Annotated in this window: 21 protein-coding genes and 3 tRNA genes; 14 read left to right on the top strand and 10 right to left on the bottom strand. The window is 68.8% G+C overall.

Going from position 1 to position 24,340, the window contains the following annotated elements:
- Nucleotides 1-67 precede the first annotated feature (67 nt).
- The 10 genes from AB7P10_RS01830 (at nucleotide 68) to AB7P10_RS01785 (ending at nucleotide 12,769) form a co-directional block, all read left to right on the top strand.
- Entirely contained in the window at nucleotides 68-754 is a 687-nt protein-coding gene (locus tag AB7P10_RS01830) for a TetR/AcrR family transcriptional regulator (RefSeq protein ID WP_428292120.1), read from the top strand.
- Nucleotides 751-1,896, top strand: coding sequence for an efflux RND transporter periplasmic adaptor subunit (locus tag AB7P10_RS01825; protein WP_428292119.1), 1,146 nt, complete (start codon nucleotides 751-753; stop codon nucleotides 1,894-1,896). The genes AB7P10_RS01830 and AB7P10_RS01825 overlap by 4 nt, the downstream gene beginning before the upstream one ends.
- Nucleotides 1,897-1,906: 10 nt before the next feature.
- The gene (locus AB7P10_RS01820) at nucleotides 1,907-5,080 is read left to right on the top strand and encodes an efflux RND transporter permease subunit (RefSeq protein WP_428292118.1); all 3,174 of its coding nucleotides are present in this window, start codon (nucleotides 1,907-1,909) and stop codon (nucleotides 5,078-5,080) included.
- A 49-nt stretch (nucleotides 5,081-5,129) separates the two neighbouring features.
- On the top strand, nucleotides 5,130-5,834 hold the full coding sequence (locus AB7P10_RS01815) for a protein-L-isoaspartate O-methyltransferase family protein (RefSeq protein ID WP_428292117.1): 705 nt from the start codon (nucleotides 5,130-5,132) through the stop codon (nucleotides 5,832-5,834).
- A 35-nt stretch (nucleotides 5,835-5,869) separates the two neighbouring features.
- Entirely contained in the window at nucleotides 5,870-6,220 is a 351-nt protein-coding gene (locus tag AB7P10_RS01810; RefSeq protein WP_428292116.1) for a rhodanese-like domain-containing protein, read from the top strand.
- Nucleotides 6,221-6,287: 67 nt separating this feature from the next.
- Nucleotides 6,288-7,661: a TolC family outer membrane protein gene (locus tag AB7P10_RS01805; RefSeq protein ID WP_428292115.1), complete on the top strand. Its 1,374-nt coding sequence runs from the start codon at nucleotides 6,288-6,290 to the stop codon at nucleotides 7,659-7,661.
- Between the two features lie 77 nt (nucleotides 7,662-7,738).
- Nucleotides 7,739-8,479, top strand: a complete 741-nt coding sequence (locus tag AB7P10_RS01800; protein ID WP_428292114.1) for a glycosyltransferase — start codon at nucleotides 7,739-7,741, stop codon at nucleotides 8,477-8,479.
- Between the two features lie 11 nt (nucleotides 8,480-8,490).
- Nucleotides 8,491-10,488 (top strand): 3-deoxy-D-manno-octulosonic acid kinase, encoded by a 1,998-nt coding sequence (locus tag AB7P10_RS01795; protein ID WP_428292113.1) that lies wholly within the window; start codon nucleotides 8,491-8,493, stop codon nucleotides 10,486-10,488.
- Nucleotides 10,489-10,553: 65 nt separating this feature from the next.
- A complete protein-coding gene (locus tag AB7P10_RS01790; RefSeq protein WP_428292112.1) occupies nucleotides 10,554-11,705 on the top strand; it encodes an O-antigen ligase family protein in 1,152 nt (383 codons plus the stop codon).
- On the top strand, nucleotides 11,702-12,769 hold the full coding sequence (locus AB7P10_RS01785; RefSeq protein ID WP_428292111.1) for a hypothetical protein: 1,068 nt from the start codon (nucleotides 11,702-11,704) through the stop codon (nucleotides 12,767-12,769). The genes AB7P10_RS01790 and AB7P10_RS01785 overlap by 4 nt, the downstream gene beginning before the upstream one ends.
- Before the next feature lie 9 nt (nucleotides 12,770-12,778).
- Here AB7P10_RS01785 and AB7P10_RS01780 read toward each other — a convergent pair whose 3' ends face one another.
- The 3 genes from AB7P10_RS01780 to AB7P10_RS01770 are packed head-to-tail and all read right to left on the bottom strand — an operon-like array spanning nucleotide 12,779 to nucleotide 15,817.
- Nucleotides 12,779-13,573, bottom strand: a complete 795-nt coding sequence (locus AB7P10_RS01780) for a glycosyltransferase family 2 protein (protein ID WP_428292110.1) — start codon at nucleotides 13,571-13,573, stop codon at nucleotides 12,779-12,781.
- Nucleotides 13,566-14,432 (bottom strand): glycosyltransferase family 2 protein, encoded by an 867-nt coding sequence (locus AB7P10_RS01775; protein WP_428292109.1) that lies wholly within the window; start codon nucleotides 14,430-14,432, stop codon nucleotides 13,566-13,568. The genes AB7P10_RS01780 and AB7P10_RS01775 overlap by 8 nt, the downstream gene beginning before the upstream one ends.
- Nucleotides 14,433-14,434: 2 nt before the next feature.
- On the bottom strand, nucleotides 14,435-15,817 hold the full coding sequence (locus tag AB7P10_RS01770) for a phosphomannomutase/phosphoglucomutase (protein WP_428292108.1): 1,383 nt from the start codon (nucleotides 15,815-15,817) through the stop codon (nucleotides 14,435-14,437).
- A gap of 116 nt (nucleotides 15,818-15,933) precedes the next feature.
- Here AB7P10_RS01770 and AB7P10_RS01765 point away from each other — a divergent pair, with 116 nt between their 5' ends.
- The 4 genes from AB7P10_RS01765 to AB7P10_RS01750 all read left to right on the top strand — a co-directional run bounded on the left by AB7P10_RS01765 (nucleotide 15,934) and on the right by AB7P10_RS01750 (nucleotide 20,124).
- Nucleotides 15,934-17,451, top strand: a complete 1,518-nt coding sequence (locus AB7P10_RS01765; protein WP_428292107.1) for a DNA-3-methyladenine glycosylase 2 family protein — start codon at nucleotides 15,934-15,936, stop codon at nucleotides 17,449-17,451.
- Nucleotides 17,448-17,948, top strand: coding sequence for a methylated-DNA--[protein]-cysteine S-methyltransferase (locus AB7P10_RS01760; RefSeq protein ID WP_428292106.1), 501 nt, complete (start codon nucleotides 17,448-17,450; stop codon nucleotides 17,946-17,948). Before AB7P10_RS01765 ends, AB7P10_RS01760 begins: the two co-directional genes overlap by 4 nt.
- Before the next feature lie 102 nt (nucleotides 17,949-18,050).
- On the top strand, nucleotides 18,051-18,962 hold the full coding sequence (locus AB7P10_RS01755; protein ID WP_428292105.1) for a DMT family transporter: 912 nt from the start codon (nucleotides 18,051-18,053) through the stop codon (nucleotides 18,960-18,962).
- Between the two features lie 37 nt (nucleotides 18,963-18,999).
- Nucleotides 19,000-20,124 (top strand): hypothetical protein, encoded by a 1,125-nt coding sequence (locus AB7P10_RS01750; protein ID WP_428292104.1) that lies wholly within the window; start codon nucleotides 19,000-19,002, stop codon nucleotides 20,122-20,124.
- Between the two features lie 57 nt (nucleotides 20,125-20,181).
- Here AB7P10_RS01750 and AB7P10_RS01745 read toward each other — a convergent pair whose 3' ends face one another.
- The 7 genes from AB7P10_RS01745 to AB7P10_RS01715 form a co-directional block, all read right to left on the bottom strand.
- Nucleotides 20,182-20,610, bottom strand: a complete 429-nt coding sequence (locus AB7P10_RS01745; protein ID WP_428292103.1) for an Hsp20/alpha crystallin family protein — start codon at nucleotides 20,608-20,610, stop codon at nucleotides 20,182-20,184.
- 27 nt (nucleotides 20,611-20,637) lie between these two features.
- A complete protein-coding gene (locus AB7P10_RS01740) occupies nucleotides 20,638-21,075 on the bottom strand; it encodes an Hsp20/alpha crystallin family protein (protein ID WP_428292102.1) in 438 nt (145 codons plus the stop codon).
- Nucleotides 21,076-21,252: 177 nt separating this feature from the next.
- A tRNA-Asp gene (locus tag AB7P10_RS01735) sits at nucleotides 21,253-21,329 on the bottom strand.
- Between the two features lie 68 nt (nucleotides 21,330-21,397).
- Nucleotides 21,398-21,473, bottom strand: a tRNA-Glu gene (locus AB7P10_RS01730).
- A 95-nt stretch (nucleotides 21,474-21,568) separates the two neighbouring features.
- A tRNA-Ala gene (locus tag AB7P10_RS01725) sits at nucleotides 21,569-21,644 on the bottom strand.
- Between the two features lie 78 nt (nucleotides 21,645-21,722).
- Entirely contained in the window at nucleotides 21,723-23,111 is a 1,389-nt protein-coding gene (gene gltX, locus AB7P10_RS01720) for a glutamate--tRNA ligase (protein WP_428292101.1), read from the bottom strand.
- Nucleotides 23,108-24,328, bottom strand: coding sequence for an O-succinylhomoserine sulfhydrylase (locus AB7P10_RS01715; protein ID WP_428292100.1), 1,221 nt, complete (start codon nucleotides 24,326-24,328; stop codon nucleotides 23,108-23,110). Before AB7P10_RS01715 ends, gltX begins: the two co-directional genes overlap by 4 nt.
- Nucleotides 24,329-24,340 lie beyond the last annotated feature (12 nt).

Raw genomic sequence — 24,340 nt, 5'->3', positions numbered from 1 at the left:
CCCGGGCGACACAGTCGCTCCATGGCCATGGGTTATATTAATAACCCATCGGTCATTAACTTTCAGCATGCCACCCACCCCCGTTCCACCGGACGACGACGCGGCGCAGACCAGCGACGCCGAACCACGCCAGCGCCGCGCCAGGCGCAAGGAAGCGCGCCCCGGTGAGCTGGTGGACGCAGCCCTGCAGCTGTTCGTCGAAAAGGGCTTTGCCGCCACGCGGGTCGAGGAAGTGGCCGCCCGCGCCGGGGTGTCCAAGGGCACGCTGTTTCTGTATTTCCCAAGCAAGGAAGAGCTTTTCAAGGCGGTGGTGCGCGAGACCATCGCCGGGCGCTTCACCGAATGGAACGAGGAGCTCGCGCAATTCAGCGGTGGCAGTGCCGAGCTGTTGCGCTACTGCATGCACACCTGGTGGGAGCGCATCGGCATGACGGCCGCCTCGGGCATCACCAAGCTGGTGATGAGCGAGTCCGGCATGTTTCCGGAGATCGCGGCGTTCTACCAGCAGGAGGTGATCGGCCCGGGCCACGACCTGATCCGGCGCATCCTGCAGCGCGGCATTGACCGGGGCGAGGTGCGCCCCATGGATCTCGACTACGCGGTCTACAGCCTGATCGCGCCCATGATCTTCCTGCTGATGTGGAAGCACTCGATGTCGCCGTGCTGCCCGCCGTCCCAGCAGATCGAGCCCGTCGCCTTCCTGGACAACCAGGTCGACCTGCTGCTGCGCGGCATGCTGGTGCGCCAACCATGACCACGCCCCGCTCCCGCGCCACCTGGATCAAATGGCTGCTGCTGGCCGCGCTGGTGCTGGCCGTGGGCCTGGGCGTGGTGCGCGCGCTGGACAAGCGCAAGACCCAGGCGGCGGCGGCACGCGCGGCGGCCGAATCCCTGCAGCGGGCGCCGGTGTACACGCTTGCCGCGCACGACGTGGTGGCCGTGCGCGCCGTGGAACTCATCCAGTCGGTCGGCGTCTCGGGCTCGGTCGAGGCCTTGAAGACTGCAGCCATCAAGGCGCGCGCGGCGGGCGAGATCCAGGGGCTGGACAAGCGGGAGGGCGATGCGGTGAAGGCCGGCGAGGTGGTCGCGCGCATCGACAGCACCGAAGCCCGCGCCCGCGTGCGCCAGGCCGAACGGCAAGCCGCATCGGCCCAGGCGCAGGTGGCGATCGCGCGGCGCACGCTGGACAACAACCAGGCCCTGGTGCGCCAGGGCTTCATCTCGGCCACCGCGCTGGAGACGGCCATCGCCAACCTGGCCGGCGCCGAAGCCACGCACCAGGCCGCGCTGGCCGCGCTCGACATCGCGAACAAGGCCCTGGCCGACACCACGTTGCGCTCGCCCCTGAGCGGCCAGATCGCGGCGCGCCTGGTGCAGAACGGCGAGCGGGTGGGCATCGACACGCGCGTGCTCGACGTGGTCGACCTCTCGGGCTTCGAGATGGAAGCGGCCATCACGCCCGCGGACGCTGTGGCGGTGAAGGTGGGCCAGGCCGCGCAACTGCGCATTGAAGGGCTGGCGCAGCCGGTGCAAGCCACGGTCGCGCGCATCAACCCCAGCGTGCAGGCCAGCAGCCGCAGCGTGCTGATCTACCTGCGCGTGCCGGCCGTCGAGGGCATGCGCCCGGGTCTGTTCGCGCAAGGGCATGTGGTTACCGGGAGCATCAACACCCTCGCGGTGCCGGCCTCGGCGGTGCGCAATGACAAGCCCCAGCCCTACATCCAGATCGTGCGCGAGGGCAACGTGGTGCATGTGCCGCTCACCGACGGCGCCAGCGGCCAGGCCGGCGCGGTGGCGATGCGCCAGGTGGGTGGCGTGCCCGCCGGCACCCCGGTGCTGAGCGCGCAAGCGGGGTTGATCCGCGAAGGCACTGCCGTGCGCCTGGCCACGAACTGAGTCCATCCGCATGTGGTTCACCCAGGTCTCGCTGCGCAACCCGGTGTTCGCCACCATGGTGATGGTCGCCTTCGTGGTGCTGGGCCTCTTCTCGTTCCAGCGCCTGCAGGTCGACCAGTTCCCCAACATCGACTTCCCGGTCGTGGTTGTCACCACCAGCTACCCGGGCGCCTCGCCCGAGATCGTGGAATCCGAGGTGACGAAGAAGGTGGAGGAAGCGGTCAACGCCATCGCCGGCGTGAACGCGCTGACCTCGCGCAGCTACGAAGGCCAGTCGGTCGTCATCATTGAGTTCCAGCTCACGGTGGACGGGCGCAAGGCGGCCGAGGACGTGCGCGAGAAGATCGCCATCCTGCGACCGGTGTTCCGCGATGAGGTGGAGGAGCCGCGCGTGCTGCGCTTCGACCCGGCGGCGCGCTCGATCTGGTCGGTGGCCGTCATTCCCGGAGCGGTCAACGGCAAGACGCCGAGCGCGGTCGAGCTCACCACCTGGGCCGAGCAGACGCTCAAGAAGCGGCTGGAGAACGTGCGCGGCGTGGGCTCGGTCACGCTGGTGGGCGCGACGCGGCGCGCGATCAACATCGACCTGGACCCCTCGGCCATGGAGGCGCTGGGGGTGACCACCGAACAGGTCAACACCGCCGTGCGCAACGAGAACCAGGACCTGCCGGTGGGCACGCTCAAGACCGGCGATTCCGAGCGCGTGGTGCAGCTGCTCTCGCGCCTGCAGGATCCGCAGGACTTCAACGACATCATCGTCGCGCGCCGCGGCGGCCAGCCGGTGCGCCTGGGGCAGCTGGCGACGGTGACGGACGGCACCGAGGAGGTCGAGAGCCTGGCGCTGTACAACGGCCAGCGCACGCTGCTGCTGCAGGTGCAGAAAGCGCAGGACGAGAACACGATTGCCGTCACCGATGGCCTGAAGGCGGCGGTGGCGGCCATCGGCCCCGAACTGCCCCCGGGCATGCGGCTGGAACAGATCGCCGACGGCTCGCGCCCCATCCGGGTCTCGGTCGAGAACGTGCGCCGCACGCTGATCGAGGGCGCGCTGCTGACGGTGCTGATCGTCTTCCTGTTCCTGAACTCCTGGCGTTCGACCGTCATCACCGGCCTGACGCTGCCGATCGCGCTGATCGGCACCTTCTTCTTCATGAACCTGTTCGGCTTCACCATCAACATGATCACGCTGATGGCGCTCACGCTCTCGGTGGGTCTGCTGATCGACGACGCCATCGTGGTGCGCGAGAACATCGTGCGCCACGTGCAGATGGGCAAGCGCCCGTTCGACGCGGCCATGGACGGCACGCAGGAGATCGGCCTGGCGGTGCTCGCCACCACGCTGTCCATCGTCGCGGTGTTCCTGCCCATCGGTTTCATGGGCGGCATCATCGGCAAGTTCTTCCACGAGTTCGGCATCACCATGGTCGCGGCGGTGCTGATCTCGATGTTCGTGAGCTTCACGCTGGACCCGATGCTCTCCTCGGTGTGGCACGACCCGGAGATCGAAAAGCACGGCCGGGCCGACCGCTCCCTGTATGGGCGGACCATCGGCCGCGTCACCGGCTGGTTCGACCGCTTCCAGGACGATCTGGCCGAGAACTACCAGGGCGCGCTGCGCTGGTCGCTCAGGCACAAGCTGGCCACACTGGGGCTGGCGCTGGCCACCTTTGTGGGCAGTCTGGTCATCGTGCCGCTGCTGGGCACCGAGTTCGTGCCCAAGGCCGACTTTTCAGAAACCTCGCTGAGCTTTCACACACCGGTGGGCTCCTCGCTGCAGGCCACCGAGGCCAAGACGCGCGAGGTCGAGGCGATCCTGCGCGAATTTCCCGAGGTGAAGTACACCTTGTCGACGCTCAACACCGGCAACGCGCAGGGCACCATGTACGCCAGCGTTTACGTGCGCCTGATCGACCGCAAGGACCGCGCCCTCAGTGCCGACGCCATGTCGGCCCGCCTGCGTGAGCGGCTGCGCACGGTGCCCGGCATCACGGTCACGCACGCCGGCCTGCTCGACGCCGTGGGTGGCAACAAGCAGGTGGAGTTCTCGCTGCAGGGCGACGACCTGGCCGAACTCGACCGCCTGACCCAGGTCGTGCTCGAACGCATCCGGCCCATCGTCGGCCTGGTCGATCTGGACGCCAGCGTCAAGCCCGACAAGCCCACGGTGGACGTGCGGCTGCGGCGCGATCTCGCCTCCGACGCGGGCGTGAGCGTGGCGACGGTGGGCAACAGCCTGCGCACCCTGGTGGCGGGCACCACCGTGGGCAACTGGCGCGCCGCCGATGGCCAGAGTTACGACGTCAACGTGCGCCTGACACCCGGGCAACGCGAGCGCGCCAGCGACCTGGAGCAACTGCCCTTCCAGGTCGGCACGGCCGCCGACGGCACGGCGCGCGTGGTGCGCCTGGGCCAGGTGGCCGAGGTGGTCGAGGCCACCGGCCCGAACCAGATCAACCGGCGCAACCTCAACCGCGAGGTGGCCATCAATGCCAACGTGTACGGCCGCTCGGCCGGCGAAGTGTCCGCCGAGATCCGGCAGGTGCTCGACGGCATCGCCTTCCCACCCGGCTACCGCTACGAGTTCGGGGGCTCCACCAAGAACATGCAGGAGTCCTTCGGCTACGCGCTGTCGGCACTGGCGCTGGCCATCATCTTCATCTACATGATCCTGGCCAGCCAGTTCCAGAGCTTCCTGCAGCCGCTGGCGCTCATGACCTCGCTGCCGCTCACGCTGATCGGCGTCGTGCTCACGCTGCTGATGTTCGGATCGACCATGAGCATGTTCTCGGTGATCGGCATCGTGCTGCTCATGGGCCTGGTCACCAAGAACGCCATCCTGCTGGTGGACTTCGCCATCCGCGCGCGCGAAGGCCGCGCCGGCGCGCCGCCCATGGACCGCGAAGCGGCCCTGCTCATGGCCGCGCGCGTGCGCTTGCGCCCCATCCTGATGACCACGCTGGCCATGGTCTTCGGCATGGTGCCGCTGGCGTTCGCGCTCACCGAAGGCTCGGAACAGCGTGCGCCCATGGGCCAGGCCGTGATCGGTGGCGTGATCACCTCGTCGCTGCTCACCCTGGTGGTCGTGCCGGTGGTCTATTGCTACATGGACGACCTCGCCGCGTGGTGTCGCCGCCGGCTCGGCCTGCCGCCCGCCACCGCGCTGCCCGCCAGCCCCACTTCGTAAAATTGCCTGCTGACCGTCCCCTGAAAACCTGTTCCACCGAGCCGACGCCATGACCTCTTCCACCGCCCCCCAATCGCCCAGCCTGAACCAGGCCCGCTTCAACATGATCGAGCAACAGATCCGCCCCTGGGAAGTGCTCGACGCGCAGGTGCTGGACCTGCTGAGCCGGGTGCACCGCGAGGACTTTGCACCCGCCGCGCACAAGGCCCTGGCCTTCGCCGACATGGACCTGCCGCTCACCCAGCCGGCTGTGGAAGGCCAGGTCATGCTCGCCCCCAAGGTCGAGGCGCGCCTGCTGCAGGACCTGCAGCTCAAGCCCACCGACAAGGTGCTGGAAGTGGGCACGGGCAGTGGCCACATGGCGGCCCTGCTGGCCAGCCTGGCGCAGCGCGTGGTGACGATCGAGATCGACGAGGCGCTCGCCCGCCAGGCGCGCCAGAACCTGCAGCAGGCGGGCATCACCAACGCGGATGTGCGCTGCGCCGACGCCGCCGCCGACGGCTTTGCCGCGTGTGGCGCCGATGGCCCGTACGACGCCATCGTGCTCAGCGGCTCGGTGGCGGACATCCCGCCCGCGCTGCTGGCCCTGCTGGCACCGGGTGGCCGCCTGGCGGCGATCGTGGGCCACGAGCCCATGATGCGCGCCACCATCGTCACCCGCACGGGCGATGCGGCCTTCCAGACCGCGCAGCCCTGGGACACCGTGGCGCCGCGCCTGCGCCACTTCCCCGAGCCCTCGCGCTTCAGCTTCTGAGCACCGCTCCCTCCACCGCACCACGGACTGCGACCATGAACTCGATCCGCCCCGCCCAACTCCAGAACTGGCTGCAGCAGGCGAGCGACCCGGCACGGCCCGAGGCGCTGCCCGTCGTGCTGGACGTGCGCGAGCCCTGGGAGCTGCAGACGGCCTCGGTCAAGCCCGAGGGATTCGAACTTCGCCACATGCCCATGCGCAGCATCCCCGCGCGCTACCCGGAACTCGACCGCCACCACCCCGTGGCCTGCCTGTGCCACCACGGCGCGCGCAGCGCGCAGGTGGTGCAGTACCTGGAAAGTCTGGGCTTCACCCAGGTGGTGAACATCGACGGTGGCATCCACGCCTGGTCGCAGGAACGCGATCCAGGTGTCCCGGTGTACTGAACCTCCTCCTGCCATCTCCCGCATCGCACACCCCGGCCCCGCACCGCCCGTCCCAAAGGATTCCCGCATGAACGCCGCCCCGTCCGTCCGCCCCCCGGCCTTGCGCCACCCGATGCCCCTGAAGCCTCTGGCACTGGGCGCGGCGCTGGTGCTGGGCACCCTGTTCACCAGCGGCGCGCGGGCACAGAGTCTGGTGCAGCTGTACGAGGCGGCACGCGGCTTCGACGCCACCTACCTGTCCGCGCGCTCGCAGTACGACGCCAGCCTGGCCCAGGCCGCGCAGGCGCGCGCCGGCCTCCTGCCCCAGGCCGGCCTGGGTGCGGTGGCCAGCTGGGCCCGGCGCGACATCAGTGGCAACAGCGCGCTCAGTGGCTCCAGCGACAGCCAGAGCGCCACACTCTCGGCCAGTCAGCCGCTGTACCGCCCGGCCAACAAGCTCGCAAACGATCAGGCCGAACTCAGCGTGGACATCGCCCGGGCGCGGTTGACGCAGGCCGAGCAGGACCTCATCGTGCGCACCTCGCAGGCCTACTTCGACGTGCTGGCCGCGCAGGACACTCTGGCCTTCGTGCAGGCTCAGAAGACCGCGGTGGCCGAACAACTGGCGGCCGCCAAGCGCAACTTCGAGGTCGGCACCACCACCATCACCGACTCGCGCGAGGCGCAGGCCCAGTACGACCTGGTGCTGGCGCGCGAGATCGCGGCCGAGAACGACCTGCGCGTGAAGAAGCTCGCGCTCGACCAGCTCGTGGGCCGCAGCGCCGTCGCGCCCCTGCCGCTGATCTCACCCGTGACCCTGCCCGAGTTGCAGCCCGCCGACCCGCAGGCCTGGGTGAACCGCACGGCCGATACCCACCCAGCCATCCTGCAGGCCACACGCAACCTGGAAATTGCCGAGCTGGAAACCAGCAAGGCCGAGGCAGGGCACAAACCCACGCTCGACCTGGTCGGGCAGTACCAGGTGGCGCGCGGCCCCTCCACCACCCTGCCCACCGCCGGCAACATGCGCACCAACACCGCCAGCGTGGGCCTGCAGTTCAACCTGCCGTTGTTCGCCGGCTACGCGGTGCAGAACCGGGTGAAGGAAACACTGGCGCTGGAGGAGAAGGCCCGCAATGACCTGGAAGCCGCCCGGCGCAGCATCGACCTCTCCACCCGCAGCGCATTCCTTGGCGTGGTCTCGGGCCAGGGCCAGGTCAAGGCACTGGAAGCGGCCGAAGCCTCCAGCCAGAGCGCGCTGGACGCCAACCGCCTGGGCTACCAGGTCGGTGTGCGCATCAACATCGATGTGCTCAACGCGCAAAGCCAGCTGTTCCAGACCAAGCGCGACCTGGCCCAGGCGCGCTACAACGTGCTGCTCAGCGGCCTGCGCCTGCGCCAGGCCAGCGGCGCCCTGCTGCCCGAGGACCTGCAGGCGATCGATGCGCTGCTGGTGAAGTGAGCTCCGCTACACTCGACGCGCGGGTCGGCGTCAGTGCGGACACATTCTTCCAACAAGCACACCCAGGAGAGCCTGACGTGCAAACCGTCAACGTGTTGTGCATCAAATGGGGCAGGAAGTACGGCCCCGAGTACGTCAACAAACTTCACAGCATGGTGTCGCGGCACCTGCACCGGCCCTTCCGCTTCGTCTGCCTGACCGACGACGGTGAAGGCATCGACCCGTCGGTCGAGGTCAAGCCCATTCCCGCCGTCGGCTTCGACGAATTCGACCAGCGCAAACCCTGGACCTTCGGCCATGGCTGGCTCAAGCTCACCAGCTTCGCCGACCCGCTGTACGACCTCAGCGGCAAGACCCTGTTCCTCGACCTCGACATCGTCATCGTCGACAGCCTGGACGCGTTCTTCGACCAGCCCGGCGAGTTCACCGTGATCCGCGAGTGGGACAAGAAGGACGGCACGGGCAACACCTCGTGCTACCTCTTCACCATCGGCGCGCACACCGACGCGCTCGAGCACCTGAAGAACGGCTACCCGCAATCGATCGCCGACGTGCGCAACGAGCAGGAATACATCACCGGCTTCCTGAACCGGCAGGGCAAGGTCAGCTACTGGCCCGACGCCTGGTGCCGCAGCTTCAAGCGCCACTGCATGCGCCCGGGCATCCTGGGCTGGTTCTCGCCGCCCACCATCCCGCCGGGAGCCAAGATCATCGTGTTCCACGGCAAGCCCAACCCGCCCGACGTCATTGCCGGCGTGAGCGGCAAGTGGTACCGGCGCGTGCTGCCTGCCCAATGGGTCGCCGACCATTGGCGCTGAGCGCGATTTCCATGCCCCAACGGGCCTACCGGCTGGTCAGCCGCGCCCTGGCCACCCCCTTGCTGGCCTGGCTCTGGTGGCGTGGGCGCAAAGAGCCCGGCTACCGGCAGAACCTGCGCCACCGTCTGGGCTTCATTCCCGTGCAGCCCGAGCAATTCGGCTGCATCTGGGTGCACGCCGCTTCGGTCGGTGAGGTCCAGGCGGTGCAGCCCCTGCTGCACGCCCTGCTGCAGGAATGGCCCGCGCATGCGCTTGTCGTCAGCACCCAGACGCCCACAGGCGCGCGCGCCCTGCAGGCGCACTGGGGCGACCAGCTGCGCCACGTGTACGCGCCCATTGACACCCCCGGCGCGGTCGCGCGCTTCCTCGACCGCCTGCAGCCGCGGCTGCTCATCCTGGTAGAGCGCGAACTCTGGCCCGAATGGCTGCAGCAGTGCCGCGCTCGCGCCCTGCCCGTGGCCCTCATCAACGCCCGCCTGGCCGAGGGCTCGTTGCGCACCTACCGGCGCTGGGCGGCGCTGATGCGCCCGGTGTGGTCGCAGCTCACCGTGGCCGCGGCCGACACCGTGAGCGCCGAGCGTTTCCTGGCGCTGGGCGTTTCGCCCGAACGGCTGCACGACACCGGCAACCTCAAGTTCGACGTTGCCGTGCCAGCGGCTCGCGTCGCGCTGCCACCCGAATTGCAGGGCCGCACCCTGATCGTGGCGGGCAGCACGCACGAGGGCGACGAAACGGTCTGGCTCGACGCCTGGGCCGAACTCTCGCCCACGCACCCCGACTGGCTGCTGGTGCTGGTGCCGCGCCACCCGCAGCGCTTCGACGGCGTGGCCCGGCGCCTGCAGGACAGCGGCTTGCGGCATGTGCGCCGCAGCAGCGGCGAAGCGCCCGCCGCCGACACCCAGGTGCTGCTGATCGACGCCATGGGTGAACTCGTTCACTGGTACCAGCACGCGGCGCTGTGCTTCGTCGGCGGCACGCTCGCGCCTGTGGGCGGGCACAACCCCCTGGAGCCGATGTCGGTGGGCCAGCCGGTGTTGTTCGGGCCGCACACCCACAACGCGGCGCCGCTGTTCGACGAGATCGCGCGCACCGGCGCGGGTGCCTGCGTGCGCAATGCGCGCGAACTGGCCGACACGGCGGTGCGCTGGCTCACCCACCCGCCCGTGCTGTCGGCCCGCGCCAGCGCCGCCCGCCAGCTGATCGAGCGCAACCAGGGCTCTTCAGAGCGATCCATGGCGGTGTTGCGCCCGCTCTGGTGGCCCGCGCACAGTGGCAACATCTCGCGGCTGGGCACGGCCACGCTGGCGGGGCGGCGCACCTGCTGGTTCGACCCGGTTCACCTGGCCCAGGTGTCGGCGCAGACCTTCGACCCCGCCGCGCACGCCAGTGGCACAGCCCTGGCGACCGGCAGCGGCCGCGGCCAGGCGCTCCTGATCGCGCAAGGCGAGCACGGCCATGTGCTGCGCCACTACCGGCGCGGTGGCCTGATGGCGCGCCTGAGCGATGACCGCTTCTGGCGCGCCGCAACCCACGACAGCCGCGCCATGCGCGAATTCAGCCTGCTGCGGCTGATGCGCTCGTGGCAGCTGCCCGTGCCCGAACCCGTGGCGGCCAGCCACCGGCCGCGCGGACCGCTGTTCTACCAGGCCGACATCATCGTGGGCCTCATCCCCGGCAGCGCGAACGTGGTGCAGCTGTTGCAGCAACGGCCCCTGGCGGACGCCGAATGGGCCACGCTCGGCCAGGCGATACGCCGCCTGCACGAGCGCCAGGTGTTCCACGCCGACCTGAACGCGCACAACCTGCTGCTCGACAGCGCGGGTCAGGCCTGGGTGGTCGACTTCGACAAATGCGATGTGCGCCCGGGCGGCAGCTGGAAAGCCCTGAACCTGCAGCGGCTGCTGCGCTCGCTGCGCAAGGAAGCCACCCGCGTGACGCCGTACCACTGGAGCGAGGCCGACTGGGCCGCGCTGCTGGGCGGCTATCAGAACGTTCCCCCGTCCCCATGACTTTGTCCTCCTTTTTTCAGCACGGCGCCCGTGCGTCGCTGATCCTGGTGTTCTTCGCCTTTCCGATGTCGGTCGCGCTGGCCAACGTCGGGCTGCTGTTCACGCTGATTTTCTGGCTGCTGGGCTGTGTGTGGGGCTCCTCGCTGCGCGACGCCCGCCAGGCGCTCTCGAACCGGGTCGCGCCGCCGGCGCTGGCGTTGTTCGCCTGGGTGGTGGTGGCGGCCCTGTGGTCGCCCGCCGACGGTGGCCAGATCGCGGGTGCCGTGCAGAAATACAGCAAGTTCCTGATGCTCCCGATCTTCATCGGCCTGCTGCATGACGCAGCCACACGGCGCCGGTGCTGGCAGGGCTTTGCGCTGGCGATGCTGATCACGCTGGTGGTCACCTGGCTCAACGTCTGGTTCGACTTTTCCTGGACGCGCACGCACAACCAAGGCTTCGGCAGGGACCACACGGTGTTCAAGGACTACATCGCGCAGGGCATCATGATGTCGTTCTTCTCCTGCATTTGCGCCTACCTCGCACTCAAGTCGAGAACCCGCTGGGGCACCATCGCCTGGGGGAGTGCGTCCGCACTGGCCGCCATCAGCATCCTGTTTCTGTCGTCCGGGCGAACCGGCTATCTTGCGTGGTTTCTTTCCATCTTCGTGTTCGGCCTGCTGGTCACAATGGCCCGGTCGCGAACGGCCCTCGTGACCACCGTGTCCGGCGCGCTCATCGTCCTCGCCGTTGCTGGCGGCACCTCACTGGCGTTGCAGGAGCGGATGACTCAGGCGTGGAACGAGGTGGCCAGCACTTCGGGAGAGGTCACGTCGGTGGGCTCGCGCATGGCGATGATCGGCTTCTCCCTGGAACAAGCGCAGGAGCGCCCCCTGCTCGGCCACGGCACCGCCGCCTATCCGGTATTGGCAAAGACCCACTTCGTCGACCCTGACTGGTGTTCGGTCGTCTGCGTGCATCCCCACAACCAGTTTGCGTTCTTCCTCGTCGAACAAGGCCTGATCGGCCTGACCCTGTTTGCGTGGTTTCTGCTGGCGATTGCGCGTCAAGGCTGGCGCGAAGAGGCGCGGCGGCGGGCGTTGATGCTGGCTTTCCTGACGATCCTGGTGGTCTCCAACATGACCCACAGTTCCTTCTGGCTCTCCACCGAGAACCACTTCTTCATCCTGATGACGGCGCTGCTCATGGCCGCGGCCCGACATCGGGAAAAGTCATGAAGAAGACCATCGCGTTCCACTCCAACCAGTTGTCGATCCGGGGCACCGAGGTCGCGCTGTACGACTACGCCGAGGGCGCCGAGCGCGAGCTTGGCCACCGCAGCGTGGTGATGTATCCCGCCGGCAGCGGGCACAACGATCCTCAGGCCATCGACAAGTTTGCACGCCGCTTCGAGTTGTTGAGCTACCGCGATCGCGGCGAAATCGATGGCCTGCTGCAACGCTGCAACGCCAACCTGCTCTACGCCATCAAGGCAGGGCGGAACGATGGCCTGATCTCGCGCACGGTGCCGACCATGGTGCATGCGGTGTTTCCCACCGCGCCGCGCCAGGCGCACGGCGCGTCCTTCGCCTTCATCTCCGACTGGCTCAGCGACCGCTGCGCGCGAGGCCACATCCCGGCGGTCCCTCACATCGTCACCCTGCCCGCGGTGCACGACGACCTGCGTGCCGAGCTCGGCATACCGGCCGATGCGAAGGTGCTGGGCTGCCACGGTGGCGCAAGGAGCTTCGACGTCCCCTGCGCCATCGAAGCGGTGCGGCGCTGCCTGCAAACGCAACCGAACACCTGGTTCCTGTTCCTCAACATCGATGGCTTCGTCGAACACCCACGCGCCATCTTCCTGCCCGGCACCGGCGACCTGCTGCGCAAGACGCGCTTCATCAACAGCTGCGACGCGATGCTGCACGCCCGCCTGCAAGGCGAATCCTTCGGGCTGGCGTGTGGCGAGTTCTCGATCCGCAACAAACCGGTGTTCACCTACGCACGCAGCAAGCACCGGCACCACCTCGACGTGCTGGGCGACGCGGGCTGGCCCTACCAAGATGCCGAAGGCCTGGTGCGTGCCATCGCCGCACTGGACCGCGGCGCCGTGCGCGCCGGCCACTGGGACCGCTACACGCCGCTGTACAACCCGGCGCGCGTGATGGCGCTGTTCGACCAGCACCTGATCCAGCCCGCGCTGCGCAACCCGGACCGCTTGCGTCCGCAACTGCGCACCGGCTGGCGCGACACATTGGCTTACTGGGGTCTCAAGCTGGAAATGCGCTTCGCGGGTGGTTGACCCTCGCGTTCAACGCCGCGCGAGTTCGTTGACCGCGTCGGCGTCGTAGCGCAACGCGGCATAGCGGAAGAAGGTTTCGAGCGCGATGAACTGCGCATAAAGAAACCCTGGACCACCGCACAGGAAAGCGCGCTGAAACAGGTATACGCGCAGAAACACCACGGTGCCCATCACCAGGCCGCGCAACACCCCGCCACGCTTGCCCTGCGCACCGCGTTTCGCGGCGCCCAGTTGCACGTACTGGGCGAGCTTGCGCAGGCTGCCATAGACCGTGGGGCGCGAGTGGTGCAGCAGGCGCTGGCGCAACGCGCGGACCGGCACGGCGTGGCGCAGCACGGCGGCCTCGTGCACCACGCCATCGAAGCGCTCCAGCGTGGCGCGCCGGAACAGGCGCTGAATGCCGCCGCGCGGCCTCATGCGCGTGAGCGCGCGACCAAAGGCCACCTCATCCCACCAGACGCGCCAGGCGGCGTCCTCGCCCGAGGCGATGGCCAACGCGATCTCGGCCTGCAAAGGAGCGGAAATCTCCTCGTCGGCATCGAGAAATAACACGTAGTCGGTGCGCAGGTGGTCGAGTGCGCGCGTGCGCTGCACGCCAAAGCCCTGCCAGTCCGGGTGCAAGTGCACCTCGGCGCCCAGGCGCGTGGCGCGTTCGCGCGTATCGTCGGCGCTGCCACTGTCGATCACCACGATCTGGTCTGCGAAGGCCGCGCTGTGCAGGCAGGCGTCGATTCGACTCGCCTCGTTGAGCGTGAGTACCGCGATGCCCAGCGTGGGGCGGGTCGGCGCCGCCGCCTCAGTCATGCAGCCTCCAGCGCCACAGCCCCATCCACCGCCCCGCCATGCGCGCCACCAGCTTGGGCGAAAACACGATCACACGCAGTGGCAAGGCCAGCGTGGTGCCCAGCAGCACGCTCCAGCGCAGGCCTTGCGCGGCGGCGGCCGAGCGGTGCTTGGCGGCGTAGATCAGCTTGGACTGGGCGTGGTGGTAGCCGCGCAGGTACTCGCTCCTCCAGGGTGTCTTGCCCCGGACCGAGCCGCGCGCACGGTGCACGGCCGCCACCGCCGGCCACACCACCATGGGCCGCTGCGCCTGAAACAGCCGCAGGCACAGGTCGTCGTCCTCGTAGTACAGGAAGAAGCGCTCGTCGAAGAAGCCCACTCCCTCGAAACGCGCCAGCCGGAACAGCATGGCCGCACCGACCACGAAGCCCACGCAGGCCGGCCCTTGCGCACCGGGCCCGCGCGATGCCCAGGCCATGCGAGGCCAGCGGTAATTGACATCGGCCCGACCCGGTGCGCCCTGCAGCTGGGGTGCGACGATGGCCACCTCGGGCAGCTCGTTGGCGGCGCGCACCAGCTCGCGCAGGCCTTCGGGCGTGACCTCGCAGTCGGGGTTGAGCAGGAAGGCCAGGGGCGTCGTCACCTGGGCGATCGCGCGGTTGTTCGCCGTGCCGAAGCCCAGGTTGCGGCCATGCTCCAGCACCACGGCCTGCGGCCAGCGCGCGCGCGCCTGCTCGGTCGTGCCGTCGGTGCTGCCGTTGTCGGAGATGACGATGTGCGGGCAGTGCGACAGCAGCGCGTCCAGCGCGTCCAGACAGTGGGCGCTGTGGTACGTGACCAGCACGACGGTGACCTGGTCGAGCAGGTCGTGATCGCTCATGTTCAGTGCGCGCTCGCACCGACGACGGCATCGGGCTTGGCCTGTTTCAGCAAGGCGAGCATCGCGCCCTCGATGCGTTGCAGGGCCTCGGGCGTGTGGCCTTCGAAGCGCAGCACCAGCACCGGCGTGGTGTTGGAGGCACGGATCAGACCGAAGCCGTCAGGCCAGTCCACGCGCACGCCATCGATGGTGGAGAGCTTCGCCGGCGCGTCGAATTTCGCCAGCGCCACCAGCTTCTCGACCACCGCGTGCGGCTCGCCCTCGGCGCAGGCGACGTTGAGCTCGGGCGTGCTGAAGCTCGTGGGCAGTGCATTGAGCACCGTGCTCGCGTCCGGGCTGCGGCTGAGGATCTCCAGCAGGCGCGCACCCGCGTAGGTGCCGTCATCGAAACCGAACCAGCGTTCCTTGAAGAAGATGTGGCCGCTCATCTCGCCACCGAGCGGGCTGTCGAGTTCCTTCATGCGCGCCTTGATCAGCGAGTGGCCGGTCTTGTAGATGTGCGCCACACCGCCCGCCGCCTCGATCGCAGGGGCGAGGCGCTGCGAGCACTTGACGTCGAAGACGATGTCGCCGCCCGGCACGCGCGCGAGCACGTCCTGCGCGAACAGGATCATCTGGCGGTCGGGGTAGATGGTGGCACCGTCCTTGGTGACGATGCCCAGGCGGTCGCCGTCGCCGTCGAAGGCCAGGCCCAGTTCGGCATCGGTCTCGCGCAGCGCGCGGATCACATCCTGCAGGTTCTCGGGTTTGCTCGGGTCCGGGTGGTGGTTGGGGAAGTTGCCGTCGACCTCACTGAAGAGCTCGATCACCTCGCATCCCAGCGCGCGGAAGATGGCCGGGGCCGAGGCGCCGGCCACGCCGTTGCCGCAGTCCACCACCAGCTTCATCTGGCGTGCGAGTTTCACGTCGGAGACGATGCGGTCCTTGTACGGGGCCGACACGTTGACCAGGCGCACGCGCCCGCCGTCGGCACGCACGTGGGTTTCCTCCTCCATGACCTTGCGCAGGCCCTGGATCTCTTCACCGTAGATGGCCCGCCCACCGAGCACCATCTTGAAGCCGTTGTAATCCCGCGGGTTGTGGCTGCCCGTGACCTGGATGCCGCTGTTGCACAGCGTGGCGGCGGCAAAGTACAGCATGGGCGTGGTGGCGAGGCCGATGTCGATCACGTCCACGCCGGCGGCCACCAGGCCGCGGATCAGGGCCGCCGAGAGCGCGGGGCCGCTCAGCCGCCCGTCGCGCCCCACGGCCACGGTCTTCTCGCCCAGCTGCAGGGCCCGCGTGCCGAAGGCCAGGCCCAGCGCCTCGGCGACGCCTTCGTTGAGCGCGGTGGGCGTGACGCCCCGGATGTCGTAGGCTTTGAAGATGGACGCGGCAACTTGCATGGATGGGTTCCTGTGTCGGTCAAAACCGCGATTGTAGGAGGGGGTATTCCGGCACCCGGATGCACATGTCCGGAAACGGCCAGCCAGCTTCGCCCGCAAGGCCTACCATGGCAGCCATGAACCCGACCGACCGCATCGACGAAGACGCCTGCTACCGCGCACTGTGCTCGCACGACGCGCGCTTCGACGGGCGCTTCTTCACCGCCGTCACCTCCACCGGCATCTACTGCCGCCCGGTCTGCCGGGTGCGCACGCCGCGGCGCGAGAACTGCCGATTCTTCGCCCACGCGGCCCAGGCCGAGCATGCGGGCTTTCGCCCCTGCCTGCGCTGCCGGCCGGAACTCGCGCCGCTGGAGCGCCACTGGTCGATGGAGGACGCCTCGGCCATCCTGGCGCAGCAGGCCACGCGCTGGCTGGACGACCCGCAGCACTGGCTGGACGACGCCGGCGCCCTGGGCGCGCGCCTGGCGGCGCGTCTGGGCGTGAGCGACCGCCACCTGCGCCGCGTGTTCGAGGAGCGGCTGGGCGTCTCGCCGCTGCAGTACCTGCTGACGCGCAAGCTGCTGACCGCCAAGCAGTTGCTGGCCGACACCGACCTGCCGGTGACGCAGATCGCGCTCGCCAGCGGTTTTGGCAGCGTGCGCCGCTTCAACGCCGCGTTCCTCGACCACTACCGGCTCAATCCGACGCAACTGCGGCGCGAGGCCACCGGCAAGGGACGCGACACGGGCCACGGCACGGCCGTGCGCCTGGGCTACCGGCCCCCGTACGACGTGGCGGCCACGCTGGGCTTTCTGCGCCAGCGCCTGATTGATGGCGTGGCCTTCCTGGACGACAGCCTGCGGCTGGGGCAGACGCTGCGCATGGAGGTCGGGGGACGCACGCACACCGGCTGGCTGGTGGCCAGTTTCGACGAAACACGTTGCCAGCTCACGCTGCGCGTGGGCGATTCCCTGCGCGAGGTGCTGCCCCAGGTGATCCACCGCCTGCGCGCCGCACTCGACCTGGACGCCGACCCGGGCGCCATCAACGCCGTGCTGCATGGCCCGTTTCCCGACGGCGACGGGCTGCGCGTGCCGGGCGCGCTGGACGGCTTCGAGCTGGCCGTGCGCGCGGTGCTCGGCCAGCAGATCACGGTGGCGGCCGCGCGAACGCTCGCGCAGCGCCTGGTGAACCGCTTCGGGGAACCGATCGAGACACCGTTCGCCCAGCTCACGCGGCTGTTCCCGGCGCCCGCGGTGCTGGCGCAGGCGGGTGGCGACGCGCTGGGTGAGCTGGGCATCGTCCGGCAGCGCCAGGCGGCCATCGTGGCGCTGGCGCGCGCGGTGGCCACGCAGGGCCTGGTGCTCAATGGCAGCGCCGACGTGTCCACCACACTCGATGCACTCAAGGCCCTGCCCGGCATCGGCGACTGGACCGCCCAGTACATCGCCATGCGCGCCCTGCGCTGGCCCGATGCCTTTCCCGCGGGCGACGTGGCCCTGCACAAGGCGCTGGGCGTGCAGGACAGCAGGCACCCGGCGCGCGAGGCCGAAGCCCTCTCGCTCGCCTGGAAACCCTGGCGCAGCTACGCCGTCGTGCGGGCCTGGTCGGCCGGCCGCGTCGTCCCCACCTCAGGAGCCTTGTCACCATGAAGCACGATCCCCTCACCGTTTTCACCACCTGGCCGGGCCCGCTCGGCGCCATGACCCTGGCGGCCACGCCGCGCGGCCTCAGCGGCGTCTGGTTCGACGGCCAGCGCCACGGGCCCGATACCTCGATCTGGCGGCGCGACTCGGCGCACCCGGTGCTGCGGCAGGCCATCGAGCAGCTGGGCCAGTACTTCGCGGGGCAGCGGACGCGCTTCGAACTGCCGCTGGACCTGCAGGGCGGCACCCCGTTCCAGCAGCGGGTGTGGCAGGCCCTGCTGGGCATCGCACCCGGCGCCACCACCAGTTACGGCAGCCTGAGCGCGGCCATCGGCAGCCCCGCCGCCGTGCGCGCGCTGGGCGCGGCGGTCGGCCGCAACCCGGTGAGCATCGTCGTGCCCTGCCACCGCGTGCTCGGCGCCGACGGCTCGCTCACCGGCTACGCCGGCGGGCTGGAGCGCAAGACCGCGCTGCTCGCGCTGGAAGGCGCGGTCCTGGTCTGACCCGCCGGGCCGGCATTGTGCCGATCCACGCATCAATCCACGCCCCACACGGCATCAATCGCTGGTACGGGCACCCCTCACCCGCATGCACAATTTCACGCCATGACCCCGGCCCTCGCCCTCGAATTCCTGTTGCTCGCTGCCTTGTGGGGCGCGTCCTTTCTTTTCATGCGCCTGGGCGCGGCGGAGTTCGGCGCCCTGCCCACCGCGGGCATGCGGGTGGCGCTGGCCGCGCTGTTTCTGCTGCCGGCGTTCCTGGTCAAGGGCGTGTGGGCCGACTTCCGCGCGCGGGCCAGGCTGATCCTGCTGGTGGGGCTGCTCAACTCGGGCCTGCCGTTCGCGCTGTTCGCGTTTGCCGTGCTGCACATCAGCACCGGGCTGAGTTCCATCCTCAACGCCACGGTGCCGCTGTCGGGCGCGCTGGTGGCCTGGCTCTGGTTGAAGGACCGCCCCGACGGCTCGCGCATGCTGGGCCTGGCCATCGGCTTCATCGGCGTCACGCTGCTGGTGCTCGGCAAGTCCGGCTTCAGCCTCCCGGGCGCCGCCCGGGCAGACGACCCCGGCACCACGCTGCTGGCCATGGGTGCCTGCCTGCTGGCCACGCTGTGCTACGGCGTTGCGGCCAGCTTCACCAAGCGCTACCTCACCGGCGCACACCCGCTGGCCACCGCCACCGGCAGCCAGATCGGCGCCGCGCTCGGCCTGGCCATTCCCACCATCTGGTTCTGGCCCAGCCAGCCGGCCAGCGCCACCGCCTGGGGGGCACTGCTGGCGGTGGGTCTGCTGTGCACGGCCATCGCCTACATCCTGTTCTTCCGCATCATTGCCAAGGCCGGCCCCAGCCGCGCGCTGACCGTCACCTTTCTCGTGCCGGTGTTTGCGCTGTTCTATGGCGCCACCCTGCTGGGCGAGACCATCACCCCCTGGATGGTCGCCTGTGGCGTGGTGATCGTGTGCGGCACGGCGCTGGCCACCGGGCTGGTGAAGCTGCGCTGGCTGGAACGCGCGGTCTGAAACCAGCGTTCCGGTGGGGCGCGATACCCTGCAAGGCATGAACCACGACACCCTGCACGACAAGTACCGGCTGACCCCCGTCATCAATGCCGCTGGCTCGTACACCCCGCTCGGGGTGTCCCGCTCCTCCGCATTCGTGGCACGGCAATCGGCCCAGGCGCTGCAAAGCTTCTTCGTCATGGAGGAACTGCAGCAACTGGCCTCCGCGAAACTGGCCGCGTTCAGCGGTGCCGAAGCGGGCGCGGTCACGCACTGCGTCTCGGCCGCCATCACGCAGGCCGTGGCGGCCTGCATCGCGGGCACCGACCCGGCCGCCGTTGCCGCCCTGCCCGATGTGGCAGCCCGCCGCCACACGGTGGTGATCCCCGAGGGGCATTGCGTGGACTACGGGCACCCCATCCTGACCGACATCCGCCTGGCGGGCGCCCGGGTGCTCCGGGCGGGCGACCGGTCTTCGCTGCCCCTGGCCGAACTCGAACGCAGCCTGGACACACCCGGCGTCTGCGGCCTGCTGCTGGTGTCTTCGCGCCTGACCGCGTTCCAGGGCCTGGACTGGACAGGCGCGGTGGCCCTGGCGCGGGCGCGCGGCATCCCGGCCGTCATTGACGGCGCCGCGCAGGACATGCGCATGCCCGAACTGCTGCGCACCGGCGCCGACGCCATCCTGGTGAGTGCGCACAAGTACCTGGCCTCTCCGACCGCGGGCCTGGTCCTCGGCAACCAGGCCTTCGTCGACGCCTTCCGGGCACAGGAACGCGGCATCGGCCGCGCCATGAAGCCCTCCAAGGAAGCCATCCTGGGCGTGCTGGCGGCGCTGGAGGAGCGCTCGCAACTGGATACCGATGGCTGGCGCGCCTTGCAGGAGAGCAAACTTGCGCTGCTGATGGATCTGCTGCGCCATCGGCAGGACCTTGACATCCGCGCGGAAGACGACCCGGCGGGCATGCCGTTTCAGCGGGTGCGCCTGGCGTTCAGGGGCGGTGTGGCCTGCGCCCGGGACGTCGTCGGCGTGCTCAAGTCAGGCCGTCCGAGCATCCGGTTGATGGAGCACGGCCTGCAGGAGGCCGTGGTGCACCTGGAGCTGGTGGCGCTGGATGAGTCCGAGGTGCGCCACGTGGCAGCGCAGCTGGTGGCGGCACTGGACGCCCACGGCGGGCGCTGACGACCGCCCCGCGGTGCGCGCATCGCGCCGGCCTGTCGCCAACGCCCCGGGGCGCGCTCAGGCCAGCTTCACGTTGATGCGACGGGGCTGCGCATGTTCCGCCTTCGGGATGCGCAGTTTCAGCACGCCCTGCGCGAGTTCGGCCTCCACCCGCTCGGTGTCCAGCTCCTTGCTCAGGGTGAACACACGCCGGAACCGCGGCAGACCGACCTCGGTGTGGCTGGACGTCAGCTCCTGCGGTGCGGCCAGGTCCGACTCGCCCTCGATGGTGAGTGTGTCCGACTCCACGTGCAGGTTCAGCTTGTCGCGGCTGACGCCGGGCAGATCCGCATACAGGGTGATGCCGTTGGCGTCCTCGATCACGTCCACCGGCGGGGTCAGTGCGGCATCGGCCTGGCGCGACTCGCTGCCTGGCCGCGCCTGGCGCGCCACCTGACCGGGCTGCCGCCCCACGTCCGGCGTCTGCATGATGTGGCTGCTGTTCATGGTGCACTCCTTTCTGTCGACCTGTTCTCAATGGATGGTGATGCGGCGCGGCTGCGCGGAAGCGCGCCGCTGAATGGTGACGTGCAGCACACCGTCGCGCAGCCTGGCGTCGACCGCATCCGGATCGGCGTCGTCCGGCAGCGTGAGCACCCGGCGGAACCGGCCTTCGAAGCGTTCGTTGATGTGCACGGTCGCCTTGCTGTCGGCGTCGGGCAAGGGGCTCTTGCGTTCACCGCTGATCGTCAGCAGGCCTTTTTCGAGATCCACTTCGAGCGAAGCCGGGTCGACGCCGGGCGCAAAGGCATAGATCTCGATGGTTCTGGGCGTCCCACCCACGTTCAGGGCGGGAAAGCCATTGCGGGCAAAGCCGCGGATGGTGGGAGACAGATCGAAGGCCTGCTGCATCTCGCGTTGCAGGCGATCCATCTCGGCGAACACGTCGCGCGGGAACAGGGATCGGTACATGGCGAAACCTCCATTCAGGGTTGAACAGAGCGCCGGAGGCGTCTCCAGCGCTTCCGGACACGGAGATAGGCGCGGGAAAAACGATTTCAAGAGGGGGAGGCAACGCGCCTGTGGCAGCGGTGCAGCCACCAGAAAGAAAAACGGGTTGCGGCATTTCTGCTGCAACCCATTGATTTCTGGCGGAGTGGACGGGGCTCGAACCCGCGACCCCCGGCGTGACAGGCCGGTATTCTAACCAACTGAACTACCACTCCTGGTAGATGGCTTTCGTTCTCGCGAACCAAGTGCCAACCACTTGTGCCTGCTTGCCTTGCGGCTCGTTTGGCGACCCTACGGGGATTCGAACCCCGGTACTCACCGTGAAAGGGTGATGTCCTAGGCCTCTAGACGATAGGGTCATAACCTGGACTCAAAGAGCCTCGCATTGTAGCAGCGGCAGAGCTTGTTTTTTCTGCCGTTGCCGCGATGAGCGACCCATTGCGACTTCAAACTGTGGTGGAGGTAAGCGGGATCGAACCGCTGACCTCTTGCATGCCATGCAAGCGCTCTCCCAGCTGAGCTATACCCCCACAGGGTTTGCCGATTCGTATCGGGTGATCTTCATCCCCCGGTGCATTTCAGCAAGCCTCAGATTATAGGCGATATTTTCATGCCTTCTGCAAACGCGCCAGCACGACCTGCCTGTCCTGCAACTCCAGCACGGCGTCAAGCGAGGGTGTCTGGGCCGTGCCCATCACCAGCACGCGCACGGGCATCGCCAGTTGCGGCATCTTCAGTCCGTGGGCAGCGAGGGTCTCCTTGATGGCGGCCGAGATCGTCGGCTTGTCCCAGGTGGCGCAGGCCGCGAGCTTGTCAGCCAGCGTGGTCAGCGCGGGACGCACCGCGTCGGTGACGTGCTGGGCGCGTTCGCCCACGTCGGGCGCGATGTCGGCGTAGAAGGCCTTCGCCCACTGCGCCAGCGCCACCGTGGTGTCGCAGCGGTCCTTGAACAGGCCGCAGATGCGCGGCAGGCGTTCGTCGGCAGCCACGCCCAGGCGCTGCAGTTGCGCCCCCACGAGCGGCGCGAGCGCGTCGTCGGCCATGGCCTTGAGGTGCTGCGCGTTGACCCATTTCAGTTTGGCTTCATCAAACTGCGCGGCGCTGCGGCCCAGGTGGTCCAGGTTGAACCACTCGAGGAACTGCGCGCGGCTGAAGATCTCGTCATCGCCGTGGCTCCAGCCCAGGCGCGCGAGGTAGTTCACCATGGCGTCGGGCAGGTAGCCCTCGTCGCGGTACTGCGTGACAGGCTTGGCGCCGTTGCGCTTGCTCATCTTCTCGCCCTGCTCGTTGAGCACGGTGGGCAGGTGCGCGTACACCGGTGGTTCCTTGCCGAGCGCGCGGAAGATGTTGATCTGGCGCGGCGTGTTGTTCACGTGGTCGTCACCACGGATCACATGGGTGATGGCCATGTCGATGTCGTCGACCACGACGCAGAAGTTGTAGGTCGGCGTGCCGTCGGGTCGCGCAATCACAAGGTCGTCGAGCTCGTCGTTGGCGATCTCGATGCGGCCCTTGACCTTGTCGTCCCAGGCCACCACGCCGCCCTGGGGGTTCCTGAACCGCAGCACGGGCTTCACGCCGTCGGGCACGGCCGGCAGGGTCTTGCCGGGTTCGGGGCGCCAGGTGCCGTCGTAGCGCGGCTTTTCCTTCGCGGCCATCTGGCGTTCGCGCAACGCATCGAGCTCGGCCACGCTCATGTAGCAGGGATACACCAGGCCGGCCGCCACCATCTCGGCCAGCACGGCCTTGTAGCGGTCCATGCGCTGCATCTGGTAGAACGGGCCCTCATCGTGGTCGAGGCCCAACCACTTCATGCCTTCGATGATCACGTCCACCGCAGCCTGCGAAGACCGCTCGAGATCGGTGTCTTCGATGCGCAGGATGAAGGCGCCGCCGGTGGAGCGCGCGAACGCCCAGGGGTAAAGCGCCGAGCGGATGTTGCCGAGGTGGATGAAGCCGGTGGGCGACGGGGCGAAGCGGGTTCTGACAGTGCTCATGAAAGGGTGTCCAGGCCACGCGAGAGGTCGGCCTTCAAGTCGTCGAGGTGCTCCAGGCCGACCGCCACGCGGATCAGGCCCTGGCCGATGCCGGCGGCCTGCCGCTGCGTCTCGGCCAGCTTGCCGTGTGACGTGCTGGCCGGGTGGGTCAGCAAGGTCTTGGTGTCGCCGAGGTTGGTGCACAGCGACAGCACCTGCAACGCGTCGAGCACATGGAAGGCGCGTGCGCGCGCCTGCGTGGCGTCGTCAGCCTTGACTTCGAACGACAGCACCGCGCCACCCACGCCACCCATCTGGCGCATGGCCAGCTCGTGTTGCGGGTGGCTGGCCAGGCCGGGGTAGTACACGCGACCCACGGCCGGGTGCAGTTCCAGCCACTGCGCGAGTGCGAGGGTGGCCGCGCTTTGCGCGTTCATGCGCAGGCTGAGCGTTTCCAGCCCCTTGAGCACCACCCACGCGTTGAAGGGCGAGAGCACCATGCCCGCGTTTTTCTGCACCGGCAGGAATTTCTCGCGCACCATGGCCTCGGGCGCACAGAGTGCGCCGGCCATCACGCGGCCCTGGCCGTCCAGGAACTTGGTGCCGGAGTGCATGACGATGTCGGCACCGAGCAGCACCGGACGCTGCAGCGCGGGCGTGGCGAAGCAGTTGTCCACGCAGAGCAGTGCCCCGGCCTTGTGCGCGATGTCGGCCAGCGCGGCGATATCGCAGACTTCGGTCAGCGGGTTGGTGGGCGTCTCGGCGAACAGCAGTTTCGTGCCAGGCCGCACCGCCGCGCGCCAGGCGTCGATGTCGGTCTGCGCAACGATGGTCGACTCCACGCCAAAGCGCGCAAATTCAGTACCGATGAGCTTGATGGTCGAGCCGAACATCGACTGCGAGAACACCACATGGTCGCCCGAGCGCAACAGGCTGAAGCACATCAGCATGATGGCCGCCATGCCCGACGCAGTAGCCATGGCGGCCTCGGTGCCCTCCATGGCGGCCAGGCGCTGCTCGAAGCTGGTGACGGTGGGGTTGCCGGTGCGCCCGTAGGTGTAACCATCCTCATCACCCGCGAAGCGGCGTGCCGATGCCTCGGCGCTGGGCTGTACGTAGCCGCTGGTGAGGTACAAGGCCTCGGAGTTCTCGCCATACTGGCTGCGTTCCACGGCCTCGCGCACGGCCAGTGTGTCGCGGTGCAGGCCCGCCGGGGCGGGGGTCTTCTTTGCTGTCATGAAATGGGCCCT

The organism is Hydrogenophaga sp., assembly GCF_050182545.1.
Taxonomy (GTDB): Bacteria; Pseudomonadota; Gammaproteobacteria; order Burkholderiales; family Burkholderiaceae_C; genus Hydrogenophaga.
Note: the sequence above shows the minus strand (reverse complement) of the source record. Positions and strands in the feature narration are given on the sequence as shown.